11 protein-coding genes and 1 pseudogene are annotated in these 13,087 nt (G+C 37.9%); 7 read left to right on the top strand and 5 right to left on the bottom strand.

The window, feature by feature from the left end; translation table 11 throughout:
- The first annotated feature begins 96 nt into the window (after positions 1 to 96).
- The 4 genes and pseudogenes from LNTAR_RS24870 (at position 97) to LNTAR_RS01395 (ending at position 5,461) form a co-directional block, all read left to right on the top strand.
- A pseudogene (locus LNTAR_RS24870) lies at positions 97 to 1,576 on the top strand (ISNCY-like element ISLar7 family transposase).
- A 237-nt stretch (positions 1,577 to 1,813) separates the two neighbouring features.
- On the top strand, positions 1,814 to 2,590 hold the full coding sequence (locus LNTAR_RS01405) for an ISL3 family transposase (protein ID WP_157473125.1): 777 nt from the start codon (positions 1,814 to 1,816) through the stop codon (positions 2,588 to 2,590).
- Positions 2,591 to 2,727: 137 nt separating this feature from the next.
- Positions 2,728 to 4,515, top strand: a complete 1,788-nt coding sequence (locus tag LNTAR_RS24865; RefSeq protein WP_007276825.1) for a C45 family autoproteolytic acyltransferase/hydrolase — start codon at positions 2,728 to 2,730, stop codon at positions 4,513 to 4,515.
- Between the two features lies 1 nt (position 4,516).
- Positions 4,517 to 5,461 carry an alpha/beta hydrolase family protein gene (locus LNTAR_RS01395; protein WP_040913955.1) on the top strand — a complete coding sequence of 315 codons (945 nt, stop codon included), beginning with the start codon at positions 4,517 to 4,519 and terminating at the stop codon, positions 5,459 to 5,461.
- Here the strand turns inward: LNTAR_RS01395 and LNTAR_RS01390 are convergent.
- The 3 genes from LNTAR_RS01390 to LNTAR_RS24860 form a co-directional block, all read right to left on the bottom strand.
- A complete protein-coding gene (locus tag LNTAR_RS01390) occupies positions 5,444 to 6,532 on the bottom strand; it encodes a DNA alkylation repair protein (RefSeq protein WP_040914052.1) in 1,089 nt (362 codons plus the stop codon). The genes LNTAR_RS01395 and LNTAR_RS01390 overlap by 18 nt on opposite strands.
- Before the next feature lie 2 nt (positions 6,533 to 6,534).
- On the bottom strand, positions 6,535 to 6,831 hold the full coding sequence (locus LNTAR_RS01385) for a hypothetical protein (RefSeq protein ID WP_007276822.1): 297 nt from the start codon (positions 6,829 to 6,831) through the stop codon (positions 6,535 to 6,537).
- A gap of 288 nt (positions 6,832 to 7,119) precedes the next feature.
- Positions 7,120 to 7,566 (bottom strand): NUDIX hydrolase, encoded by a 447-nt coding sequence (locus LNTAR_RS24860; RefSeq protein ID WP_007276821.1) that lies wholly within the window; start codon positions 7,564 to 7,566, stop codon positions 7,120 to 7,122.
- 146 nt (positions 7,567 to 7,712) lie between these two features.
- Here LNTAR_RS24860 and LNTAR_RS01375 point away from each other — a divergent pair, with 146 nt between their 5' ends.
- The 3 genes from LNTAR_RS01375 to LNTAR_RS01365 all read left to right on the top strand — a co-directional run bounded on the left by LNTAR_RS01375 (position 7,713) and on the right by LNTAR_RS01365 (position 10,606).
- On the top strand, positions 7,713 to 8,354 hold the full coding sequence (locus LNTAR_RS01375; RefSeq protein ID WP_007276820.1) for a nucleotide exchange factor GrpE: 642 nt from the start codon (positions 7,713 to 7,715) through the stop codon (positions 8,352 to 8,354).
- The gene (gene dnaJ, locus LNTAR_RS01370) at positions 8,355 to 9,491 is read left to right on the top strand and encodes a molecular chaperone DnaJ (RefSeq protein ID WP_007276819.1); all 1,137 of its coding nucleotides are present in this window, start codon (positions 8,355 to 8,357) and stop codon (positions 9,489 to 9,491) included.
- Positions 9,492 to 9,721: 230 nt separating this feature from the next.
- Positions 9,722 to 10,606, top strand: a complete 885-nt coding sequence (locus tag LNTAR_RS01365; protein ID WP_007276818.1) for a radical SAM/SPASM domain-containing protein — start codon at positions 9,722 to 9,724, stop codon at positions 10,604 to 10,606.
- On the opposite strand, the gene LNTAR_RS01360 is transcribed toward LNTAR_RS01365, so the two are convergent.
- Both LNTAR_RS01360 and LNTAR_RS26990 read right to left on the bottom strand, forming a co-directional pair.
- Complete coding sequence (locus LNTAR_RS01360; RefSeq protein ID WP_007276817.1) at positions 10,607 to 11,308, bottom strand: TrmH family RNA methyltransferase; 702 nt, start codon at positions 11,306 to 11,308, stop codon at positions 10,607 to 10,609.
- Positions 11,309 to 13,072, bottom strand: coding sequence for a hypothetical protein (locus LNTAR_RS26990; protein WP_007276816.1), 1,764 nt, complete (start codon positions 13,070 to 13,072; stop codon positions 11,309 to 11,311).
- Positions 13,073 to 13,087 lie beyond the last annotated feature (15 nt).

The raw sequence follows: 13,087 nt of genomic DNA, 5'->3' as shown, positions 1-13,087 counted from the left end.
ATAAAACTTTTGTTTAAATGTATAGTACTTCATCATAAACTACTATTTATCCAATAGGATACAGATAAAATAAAAGAATCCAAGGTGTCATATAGCATGCGTAATTTTACAAGTACACAAGCAGAATTAGGAGAAAACCCACTTCTCGGAGTCACGCCAATTGAACAAGTGAGACTCGACACATACTGCCGTGATGAAATAACCAAAACTCTTCGTGGTTTACAAGAAATTTATCGAAACAAAGTTTTACTCAAAGAAATCCAAGATGTTTTGTCTGAATTAGTTCCTAAAGGAACATCCTGGAATGATGGACGTAAAGGAATGGATCTCTGGGTTATTTTTGTTTTAGGCACTTTGCGTTTGAGCTGTAATTGGGATTATGACAAGCTCAAAAGTTGCTATGATTATCATCACAAAATTCGGGAGATCTGTGGAGTTGATCTTTTTTGTGATGTCGACATAGTTACAGGACGCCAAACAATACACGATAACGTTAGCCTTTTTACAAAAGAAATTGCCAATAAAATTAGTAAGCTCGTAGTTGCTTTCAGCCATGAATTACTTTTCCCAGAAGAACGAGAATTACATAGTCGTTGCGATTCTTTTGTTTTTGAAACGAATGTTCATTTCCCCACTGATTTGAATCTATTAAAAGATTCTGTACGCAAAGTATTGAGCATCGGAGGCAAATTGGCTTCATCTTTGAAAATCACTGGCTGGCGTGAAGTAAAAAGCCAGCAAAAGAAATTCCATAGCCTTTATAATAAACTGAGCAAGATGCGTCACTCTAACTCGAAGAAAGAAGAGCGAAAGGAAAAACGTCGCTTAGAAATAGAGGAGATAATTAAGGATTACCTTAGTGTGGCTCGAGCTCATTTACTCAAAGCAAGAACTCTCCAGAATTCTTTAGATGAAGAGTGTCCCAAGCTTCAGTTAAACATGGATTACACGGACTTATTCATTAAGCAAATAAGTCGTAGAGTTCTTAATGGAGAGACTATTTCACCCGATGAAAAGGTGTATTCGATTTTTGAACCTCACACAGAATGGATATGCAAAGGAAAAGCTGGGATTCGTCAGGAACTTGGCGTGAAGGTATGTGTAGTGAAGATCAGTTTGGCTTTATCTCGACCATAGGATCATGAAGGGCGAGCAGGATAAAGACGTGGCGGTTGAAATGGTTCGTAAAAGTAAGGAGCTGTACCCTGGGCTGACATCGATGAGTTTTGATAAGGGTTTTTATTCAAAGGTAGATAAGGATGGTCAAAATAATCACTCCCGCATTGAAGCATTAGAGGTAAGAGCTCACCTCCCTGTAAAAGGTCGCCGAAATAAAGCTGCTCAAGAGCGTGAAAGTAAGGAGGCCTTTGTCGTCGCTCGCAAACAACACCCCGCAGTTGAATCAGCTATTAACGCTCTTGAAAGTCATGGTTTTGACCGATGCCCTGATAAGGGTACTCCTAATTTCGAACGTTATGCCGCTATGGCGATAAGTGCCAGTAATATCCATCATCTTGGTGCTATCATCATGGCCAGAGAAATCAAAGTCCTACGTAGAAAAAGAAAAAGCGCTTAAAGCTCTTCATAATAATAAAAACGCCATTCACGGCGTACTTTCTCCTGCCTTGACTTAGTGAATAAATAGAAAAAAAGCCTTTGTTCTGACGCCTAGGCCTTAAAAAAATGATAATACTATGACTGCACGACACGTATAGCCATATTTTGAATTTTTATATTAACTTAAAATCATCAACAAACTCATAAACACTGGGTTTTCGGTCACGCACTAAGTAAGAAGTACAGTAAAATCTCTTTGAAACATATTAGTTCTATTGGCATCGATGAAATCCATATGGGAAAACGAATTGGCGACAAAGGCTATTTGATAATTGTGCGAGATCTAAAAAGCGGGGCGACTTTATTTGTAGGCAAAGGAAAAAAGGGGGAGTGCCTAGATGGTTTTATGAAAAAACTGAAATCCAGTAAAGCGAATATTGAGTTTGTCGCTGTGGATCTAGCTCCATCTTTTACAGCATGGATTAAGGCTAATTTGCCTCATGCTATAATTGTTTATGATCACTTTCATGTCATCAAACTTATGAATGATAGGCTAAATAAAGTTCGAAGAAGAATTTCCAGAGAACTGGAAGATGAAGACAAGGGTGAAATCAAAGGTCTGCGATGGAAGTTTAACAGAAACAATGAAGACCTTGAAGAAACCGCTCAAGCTGAAATAAAACAATGCTGCACCTTGTTTTCAGAACTGGGTATTACATACGCTTTAAAAGAAGCATTGAGAAGGATTTATCGTATCAAAGATTTAGTTTTCGTTGAAAATGCATTGCAATATTGGTTTGAAAAAGCTGACTGTAGTAAAGTTCCTGAACTAATTTCTATGGCAAAAACAATTCGCAAGCATGCAGCGGGAATTTTAGCATTTTGGAAAACAAAAATTACGTCAGCAATTATGGAAGGATTTAATAATAAGATCGGCTGGTTAACAAGGCAGGCATATGGTTACCGAGATGAAGAATATCTCATACTCAAAATCTTTGATTTGCCTAATCTAAAAACTCGTCAGACTCTATGATCTTTTACAGATAAGTGCGAAGAGGCCTAATCTTTCAAAGAGCCGGGATTTTTCCCGGCTTTTTTTGTATAAAAACTATGATCAAATTTGATTTGGGTAGCGTCCCAATAATATATTGGATAAAATGAGGAAGTTTTATGAGACTCAAAGAGTTGTTTGTCTGTTTAATTATTTGTTCTGTATCAGTTTTTGCTGATGAAGTCCTGTACAAGGCTTATGGTGATTTTTTAAATCCTCAAACTGAAGAATTTACTCGTCGTATAGATTACGAGTTTAAAGCTAATGATAGAGAATTCGATAAATCGGGGAGATTAACTTATTTAAGTAAAGGAGACTCAAGCTTTACTCTTAGCTTTTCACTCGGCTTATTGAAAATCCATGTGACAAGAGATAAGGGGCGTCTCCAACTTTATACACCGCATAATAAAACTTTATTCATGAGTTCTTCTAGTGAGAGTGGTTTTTCTTTAGCTTCAGTTATGACTTGCTTGGAAGGAATGGACCCTAAGCTCAGTGATGATATAAAAACATTGCTATCTTTTGAAAAGCTGCAAAATAATTGTGATGTAATCGTACGTAAAAATGGGCCTATTTATTACATCTACGCGAAAGGTGTAATGGTCGCAGAAATCAAACTGAAAGGTTCTACTTTAGATAAAGCAAAGATCTTTTTTCAAACAGGCATCTTAAATTTAAAGTTTTCGAATTCTAAACGAGCTTATTTAGTTTACAGAAACTCCCAGGCAAAGACAGTTGTAAAACCTAGTGAAATGGATATGAACCGAAGTCTAACTCGATCCTTGGCAAGGTATATAGAAATCCGGCATCACGAAATTTTACAGCCAGAGATCAAAGAAGATGTCAAAGAGGGCAAACATGGGACGTTAAGGCGATATAAAGGATTCAACTTTGTCTATCTCAAAGGTTCGCCCTATGAAATTGGTTGGCAACATGGCGATTTTTTGGCTGCAGAGAGTCGTCGCGTTATTGATAGTACGCTTTATCTAATGGGTATGGTGTATACAATTAAAACTGGTAACTGGTTTATGGATAAAATTCGCGAAGCTCAAGTGCGCTTAGATAAATACACTCCAAAAGAATACCTAGAAGAATTAAAGGGTTTAGCAGAAGGTTCAAAAATCCCCTATGAAGAAGTTCACTTAGCTAATTATTTTCCGGCCTTATTTCATTGCTCAGGTTTCACTGTTAAAGATGAGAAAACAGTAGATGGTACTCTTTATCATGGAAGAGTTTTAGATTATATGTGTCGTATCGGCCTTCAGTATAATAATGCTATTTTCACGGTAGAAAAAGTAGATTCATTAGCTTTTGTCAATGTAGGATTTGCCGGTTTTATCGGCTCTGTAAGTGGTATGAATGAAGAGAAGATATCTTTAGGAGAAATGGGAGGCCGCGGAGAAGGTCTCTGGGATGGTGTCCCGATGCCTATATTGATGCGCATGACATTGGAAAAAGCCCATAGTTTAGAAGAAGCTAAAACCATTTTTTCTACGAATGAGAGAACCTGCGAGTATTACTACATCTTTGCAGACGGTAAAGATAAGAGCTCAACTGCGGTTTACGCAAAGCCCGAAAGTATAGAATTTTTAGACCCAGGTAAGAGTCATGAAAAACTGCCCTACAAAGTACCTAAGTGTTTAATGATTGCTTCGGGGTCTCGTTATGAATCGCTTCATAATAAAGTTAAAGAATATGAACTGATTGACGACCAAAAAGCAATTGACTTAATGAATGCCCCAACTGCAAGCCTAACTAATAACCTACACTCAGTATTGTTTGTGCCCGAAAAAATGAAATTGTGGATTTCATATGCGGGGATTTATCATGGGGCCTATGATGAAGAGTTTATTGAACTTAAATTATCTGAATTACTTAAGAAAGATTTTTATCTAAAGTCTAATTGAAATGAGATTTATTGTCTTAATGTTTTTACTCTGTTCTTGTCATTTACGACAAGTTCCATTGCCGCAGGCAGAGATTCAAGTAAAAGTTGTTTATAAGATTGATTATAAGTATAAAAAAGCTGCCCAATATAATTATCAAGAAGAGTTAATTGATAGATCCTCTCGAGGACAAATCATTGAATATAAACTTGAAGCTAATGATCAACTGCTACTCGATGAAAGGCAGATTCATTTAAAAGCCTACATAAATTCAGATCCAAAATCTCACCTCTTGTTAATTCAACCTATTTCAAAAGGGAAGTACCGAATTTCAGAATTTGTGGCGAATTACTTTTTTGCCCGTGGATGGAGTTGCATGATTGTTAAACGTGAAGAAGCCTATAAAAAATTATTCACACCGGAAGCGTTAAACTTGCAAATGAATGAATTGCTTTTAGATAGTCGCCACATTATTGATTTTCTAGAGAATGAAAAACCCTTTGAATACTCCGATATAGCCATGTTTGGCATCAGTAAGGGGGGGATCAAAACGAGTATGATTATAGGCTATGAAAAAAGAATAAAAGCGGCCGTCATTGTTTTGGCTGGAGGTGATTTACCAAATCTCTTAACCGAATCAAAAGAAAAAGGTATTATAAAAGCTCGTAAAAAATATATGGCAGAGAATGAAAGTGATTTGGATTCTTTGAGAGGTGAGTTGCGTGAGAAACTGACTGTAGACCCGCTTCTGATGGCTCCATATATTGATGGGAGTCGAACCTTGCACATACTTGCGTATTTTGATCGGTCAGTGCCATATTATTATGGTGAACAGCTCTTTGAAGCGATGCCAGGTGCTAAATCATACACAATGTTGGCGGGACATTATTCGGCTATTTTATTTTTGCCATTTATCCTAAATCGTAGCGAAGCTTTTTATGAGAAAAAGTTAGTTAGGGTCGAGTAAGTGAAAGCTTCTCCTTAGACTTACTTTTCCATTTAGTTTTAAGCTAATATGATGTAAGCCTGGGTAGTACTTTCGAACACTCCTTGCTTTAAAACTATGTTTTCTTAGGACTGTTTTTGCATTAGCTTTAAAATTGCTTTCGCTAATTTTAAACACCTTCGAATGGTAACTGCCATCGTTTTTTAAATGGGCAATTTCATATTCAATCCTCAGGATTCCTAAACTTGTGTCTTGAGTTTTAAGTAAAAAAGAAAACTCGAGATTAGATTCCCAATTAACTGTTTCAGTCATATTAAAATCGAGTAATTTAATATGTTCAATACTCGGGTAAGAAAAGATTTTTAAAATATCTTTGTCGCTACTTTTTAGGAGGTTTCGACTGGCGTGTTTTAGCATTTTATCACAGTTAAGCGACACCTTTTGATAGTTTGCTTTTACAAAGGATTTTAGTACTTCTGAATGATCTTTGCCAATGTCGTTTAAGTTATTGGCAACTGAACGGCGGACGTATTCGCTAGGGTCATTTTTTAAGTTGTCTAAGATTATTAGCAGAGGCTGAGGGTCTCGTTTGAATTGTACGAGTGCTTTTCCCCAAGGGAGACGAGGGCGGCAGCCTTCAGAAGCCAAGCGTCTAACGTGATGATTTTGATGTTTAGACCACTTTATCATCTGCTGCTGCATTTTTTTTGGGTATAATTCGAGGAAAGGCCTAACTGCGAATTCCGCAGTTGAATAGCAAGTCATTTTTTCTAGACTTTTGACAGAGTCTGTAAAATGATTAAGGCCAAATTCTTCAATGAAATCTGGAAAAACACAAGCGGTATAACCGTTAAAATTTACAGAGGCCTTTGTTAGAATGGTGGCTTTAAAGGTGAAATTACCATTTACATGATGATCAAAAGCGCATGAGATTTTTTTCATGCGCTCTTTGAGACCTAACTCATTCCAAGGTTCTTGTACACAATGATTAATAAATGCTTTTTTATCAAGCATTTGATCGTGTTTTTTTATCTCTTGGCTGAGCTTTTCTAAAAAGTGTTTGTTGTAAGAATCTTTGAGTAACTTAGACAATTTTACATACAAAAAGGGCAGGAGCCAGAACAGAGTTCTTCGCTACATTGTTTACAATAGCGCATGCTCAAACTTTCTTTTAGCAATTTGTCAATTTCCTGTTCTTCAATATCGGATAATTCAATTGAATCTAATAAAGCATTCGTTTGCCTTCGCATGCTTTGTCGTTGTTTCACTTCAAAGTTTTGTTCTTTGATGGTGCGTTTTAAATGAAGGTAGGCGAATGGACCTTTAATTTCCTTAATTTTGGGAGTTAGGTTGACAGGGTTTAGGCTTGGACGGACATAAACGTGTGGCATAGTTCTCTCCTTGGTTGCACTGTGTGTGTGAATTCAATGTATCCCAAGGTAGTGATAAAAGCAAAAATATTTCATGCAATCCAGTCATTAAAATTGTGGAAAAATAGTGAAGTATTCAAGTTCTTAGAATAGTGAGATCTTTTTATCTTAATTATTATACAAAAAAAAGCGACATGGGGTGTCCTAAATAATTAAATTTACCCATGTCGCTGAATTGATGGAATCAATTCCAATCATCCCTATAATAATAAAAAATAAGGATGGATGCAAGATCTAATTAACTTTTCCTTAATATTTTAATGAGACAAAATCTAAGGCTTTTAAAGCATTGATTTTAAGCTCATGCTGAGGGATAAGTTCTTCAATACTTAATCGGTCAAACCAGTGGTATTCTAAAGCTTCATCTAAGTTCAGTTTTATGGTATAGTTCTTATCCATTAATTTTGCGTAATAGATAAAATCTATATTATTTGGTCCATCAGGGTTTTGTTCAACCTGAATATGAATGGGTTGATGAACGACTTTAACTTCTGGCAGAATAGGAACTTGGTCTCCTAAAAGTTCGATATGGACCCCAACTTCTTCATATACTTCACGTAAGGCAGCTTCATCGGGTGTCTCATTGCTTTCAACACATCCTCCTGGCGGCAGCCATCTATTGAGCTTTTTGTGCTTGATTAAAAGAACTTTTTCCTCATTTAGGACAAATACGGCACATGTGTAGCGGTAGGACATTTTTACTCCAATTTAAAGACGTGGATGAAAATTATATCTCGTAAAGGTTTTTTCAAAAGACTAAGCATTGAGATGACTTGAATTTTCCCTTCAATGAGGTTAAAATCGGCCACTAAAAAAATATATTAATTTAAGGAAAACCCCTTATGTCAGAAGAGATTAAAGACCAAGTAGAGGAAGTCATTGTCGACGAACTCAATGAGTCTGTAGAGAATGTTGAAGAAACAGAAACATCTATAGATGAAAATGTAGCAGAAGAATCAAGTGAAACTGTTGCTGAAGAAGTGATTGAAGAGCCAAAGTCACCCGAGGAAGTTATTGCTGACTTAGAACTCTCAATGTTAAGGCAAAGAGCTGATTTTGATAACTTCAGAAAACGTAGTATTCGCGATCAAGAGGATGCTCGTCAAAGAGGTAAAACAAGTGTTCTTGAGGATGTACTTCCCGTTTATGATACTTTCAAAATGGCCATGCAAGCGACTCAAATGGATAATGTTAACTTGGATATGATTGTTCAGGGTATGAACATGATTCAAAATATGTTTGTCAAAGCTATGGATGATATGGGAGTTGAAGAGATCGATGCTCAAGCAGTGAAGTTCGATCCTAATATTCACGAAGCCACTTCCGAAGCACACTCAGATGAAGTTGAAGAAGGGGTGGTTCTCTCGCAAACACGCTGCGGATATAAATTAGGTGAAAGACTTCTTCGTCCCGCGATGGTAGTGGTTAGTAAAGGCCCAGAACCAGAAGTGGAAGAAGAAGTAATTGAAAGCGAGGCTGAATAAATGTCACAAGACTACTATGAACTTTTAGGGGTATCTAGATCGGCCTCTGCGAGTGAATTAAAGAAAGCTTACAGGAAGTTAGCTGTAAAATACCACCCAGATAAAAATCCTGGTGATGAAGTGGCAGAAGCTAAGTTTAAAGAGATTTCTGAAGCCTATGAGGTACTATCTGATGAAGGTAAGCGTCGTCAATATGATCAGTATGGTCATGAAGCGTACACTCAGCGCGGCGAAGGCGGCGGTGGTGGTATGCATGGTGATCCCTTCGACATCTTCAGCCAAGTTTTCGGTGGTGGTGGAGGCGGTGGAGCCTCTAGTATTTTTGAATCGTTCTTTGGTGGCGGAGGCGGTGGTGGACCACAGCCAGGAGCTGACTTAAGAAAAGATTTGGAGCTTACTTTCGAAGAAGCAGTTTTTGGATGTAAAAAAGAGATTTCATTGACGAAAAATGAAGCTTGTGAACGTTGTGATGCATCTGGTGCTGAACCAGGATCAAAAATGACAACTTGCCCGACTTGTCGTGGTAATGGTCAAGTTCATATCAAGCAAGGTTTTTTCTCTATCAATCAAGAGTGTCCACATTGCCACGGAAGTGGAAAGAAAATTGAAAAACCCTGTAATACCTGCCGTGGCAATGCTACAGTTCGTAAAGAAAAGAAAGTCAAAATCGATGTTCCTGCAGGCGTTGACACAGGTTCTAAAATGCGTATTCGAGGTGAAGGTGATGCTGGTGAAGCAGGGGCTCCTGCTGGTAACCTCTATGTTGTCTTTCATGTAAGGAATCACGATATTTTTGAGCGTGATGGAGATCATATTTATTGCAAGATTCCGGTGAGTTTTCCTACAGCAGTTTTAGGTGGATCAATAGAAGTACCAACTTTGAATGGTAAAGAAAGCCTAAAAATCCCAGCAGGTACTCAGTCAGGTACAAAGTTTCGAATTAAAGGTAAGGGCGTCAAAAACCTAAGAAGCCATGATACGGGGCATCAAATTGTTACGATCATTGTCGAAGTACCCACAAATTTAAATTCCGAACAAAAAGAAGCATTGGAAACATTTGCTGATTTGTGTGGTGATAATGTACAGCCTATGAAAGAATCCTTTTTTGAAAAAGCGAGCCGATTTTTTGGTGGTTGATTCATAGTTATTACATTTCTATAAACGGGTGATGCAGCATAGCGTCACCCGTTTTTTATACCCAGTTTAACTTATTATAAAAGAAGTTTATTTAGTAGATTTTTAGGTGAAGGACTTTATGCTTAAGAATAGGGATTTCATTTATATTCAGTTAGTCAACTGTTGGGCATCTTTATTAATTAAGGTGGGTATGAAGCGACTATTAAAATTAAAAAAACAGGGATGCTATAATGCTGTATCCTAGAAAGAAATTTCGCAAAGTTTATATAGAAATCAGTAATGTTTGTAATTTGAAGTGTAGTTTTTGTCCACAAACATACCTCCAAAGAGAATCAGATTTTATGAAGGCAGATTTCTTTGAGTCCTTAGTTAAGCAAGTTTCGCCCAAGGTTTATTTACTCTGTTTACATGTTATGGGTGAACCATTGAATCATCCACAGTTGCCAGAGTTTATAAAGATTTGTGAGAAACACGAACAAGCCGTATCTATTGTGACCAATGGCGTGCAATTGAATGAACGTAACGTCCAAGCGTTGCTAAACGCTACGGTTCATCAGATAAATTTTTCTTTACAGAGTTTTGGAGATAATTTCCCTCAAAGTAGCAATAAGGACTATCTCAAAAAAATATTTAATTTCATTCGTCTAGTTTTAGAGAAACGCTCCGATATGCATATTAACCTACGTCTTTGGAACTCAGGTCACGATCAAAAAACAATAGATGAAAATTCTGGGATTATTGCTGAAATCGCAAAGTTTTTAGATCTAGATTTTGCGGAGATAGCAAAGCTTAGTTTAAAAGGGCACCGTATAAAGGGAAATATATTCCTTAACTTGGCCGAGAGGTTTGAATGGCCTGAACTTGATGGACCTTTAGTAGCAGAAAGAGGTTATTGTGTTGCCCTCAAAAATCAATTTGCGATTTTGGTGGACGGAACGGTTGTTCCTTGCTGTTTTGATAGGGAAGGTGTGATTGATTTAGGCTCATGCCGCAAGATGAGTTTAGATGATATTTTAGCTGATGATCGCGCACAAAATTTAAGGAAAGGTTTTCAGCAAAGTAGAATTGTAGAAGACTTATGTAAACGCTGCACTTACCGCGAACGTTTCAATTAATCATAGTTGCTTTAAGTAATACTCTAACATAGTCTCTGGACGTTTCATTGAGGATAAGCTCCAGTTGATCTTGGTATCGAGAGTTTTTTCTGGACTTAATGCGTGCTCAATGTTTTTTCGTTTCATTTTATTTCTGAGATGTGATAAGCTAAGAGCAGATGCCACAGAAACATTGAAGCTCTGAATAAAGCCATTCATAGGTATATAAGTCATGTAGTCTGCCATCTCATGTGCGACCTCGCTTAAGCCTGTTAATTCGGTTCCAAAGCATAAAGCTATGGGTTCGTCGACAGGCAGTTCATCAAGAGTGATAGATTCAGGTCGTAAACTCGTGGCACAAATTTTATAACCTTGTTTTTTCAGAGCGCTTAAGCATTTGACTGTGTTATCAATTTTACTTTCATTCCAAGCTTTAATATCCAGCCACTTGTGAGCTGACATAGAGACCTCTTTATTGGCCGCAAAGTCGTTGTCATTTTCGATGACATTTATATTTTGAATACCAAATGCATCAGCATTTCGAAGAATAGCTGAGGCATTATGTTCTTGGTAGAGGTTTTCTAAAACAAGGCAAATATGCTCAGTTCTTTCTGAACAAACTTTATCTATGAGTTCGATTCGGTCATCAATTAAATGTGACTGAAGTTTAGCAAGTAATACCTGTTTCTCTTGTGTGCCTAAAGAATCTAGCTCTTGTGTCATTTATTTAGACATGAAGAAGTAAACGCCAACTCCGATAAGAAGTAGAATGTTGAAAATGACAATTTTAGTCTTAATGGCTTTTGATTTTACTCGAGTTTCTTCATCTAGTTTTCTTCTCATATCTGGGGTCAAACCAGTTTGGGTACGGGGACGGTCCGACTTTGTTTGAGGCTTTTTACGTTTTGGTTTGTCAATCACGTTACCATCTTTATCTAGAGTGGGTTTTTCAGGAGCTTTTTTCGCGCCAGGTTTTGATCCCGCAGGACGTTTTTTAGCGCCAGTCTTAGAAGTGGGTTTTGATCCCGCAGGACGCTTTTTAGCACCAGTTTTGGAACTGGGTTTTGATCCTGCAGGACGTTTTTTAGGAGCAAGTTTCTTATCTTCAGATTCAGCTTTTTCGTCTTCCTTCTTATCTTCAGATTTTTCGTCTACTTTCTTATCTTCAGCTTTTTCGTCTACTTTCTTATCTTCAGATTTTTCGTCTTCCTTCTTATCTTCAGCTTTTTCGTCTTCTTTCTTATCTTCAGCTTTTTCGTCTTCCTTCTTATCTTCAGATTTTTCGTCTTCCTTCTTATCTTCAGCTTTTTCGTCTTCTTTCTTATCTTCAGCTTTTTCGTCTACTTTCTTATCTTCAGCTTTTTCGTCTACTTTCTTATCTTCAGATTTTTCGTCTTCCTTCTTATCTTCAGCTTTTTCGTCTACTTTCTTATCTTCAGCTTTTTCGTCTACTTTCTTATCTTCAGATTCAGCTTTTTCCGCGGCGATACTAACTTCTTCAGCTCTAGCTTTTTCAGCGGCCATGCGAGCTTCTTCTTCAGCTTTAGCTTTTTCAGCGGCCATGCGAGCTTCTTCTTCAGCTCTAGCTTTTTCAGCGGCAATGCGTGCTTCATCTTCGGCTCTAGCTTTTTCAGCGGCCATGCGAGCTTCTTCTTCAGCTCTAGCTTTTTCAGCGGCAATGCGAGCTTCATCTTCGGCTTTAGCTTTTTCAGCAGCCATGCGCGCTTCTTCTTCAGCAGCTTCAGTTTCAGCTTGGATTCTTTCGAACTCTGCTTCCACTCGAGCTCTCTCTTCTTCAATATGGCGCTTTTTCTCTTCAAGTTCTGCACGTTGTTGCTCAAGCGGAGATAATTCGGAAGGTGGAGTTGTGCTAAATTTTGGAGCACTAGCTTCAGTTGGTGTAGAGAAGCTTGGAGCTGGAGCTTTATTGAAAGCTGGGGCACCAGTGATAGTCTCTGCAGAGGAAAGGTTTTTTGCTGTAGTTTGAGGTGCAAAGTTCGGAGCTCCCATGGGAGCCGGCTTTTTCGCAGCCGTACTACCAAAGTTTGGAGCGCCTGCTGCAGGAGTTGAACTGCTATTGCCTGGATTTAATAAATCATTATTTACGGGCTGAGCTACTTTTAGTTTACCTAATTTTTTCGCAGCAGCAACAGGAGTGTTAATGGCGCTTAAGTTGTTACTAGTAGAAGTGTTTTTAACTGGAGGTGGAGAAGATGCAGCCATCGCTTGTTTAAGTAAGTCTTGACGTGAAAAGGAAACAGTGATGGTTTCTCGCAAACTGCCAGTTGATTTATCTACCTGCTTAACAGAATTAGTTTGGAACATCTCAATATCAGAGTCAGGGTCTAGTGCATCTAAGAACTGATCGGGGTTTTCAAAAATAATATTTAATCCACATGAAGAGCAATGAGCTTCTTTAGTGTTATTAACAAAGGGCACGTGACCGGCACAACTTGGGCACGAGAATTCAAAGGTGAGTTCAAACATAATATAGGGGAGTCC

Source organism: Lentisphaera araneosa HTCC2155 (assembly GCF_000170755.1).
In the GTDB taxonomy this organism is placed as follows: Bacteria; Verrucomicrobiota; Lentisphaeria; order Lentisphaerales; family Lentisphaeraceae; genus Lentisphaera; species Lentisphaera araneosa.
This window is presented reverse-complemented; position numbering and strand designations above follow the sequence as displayed.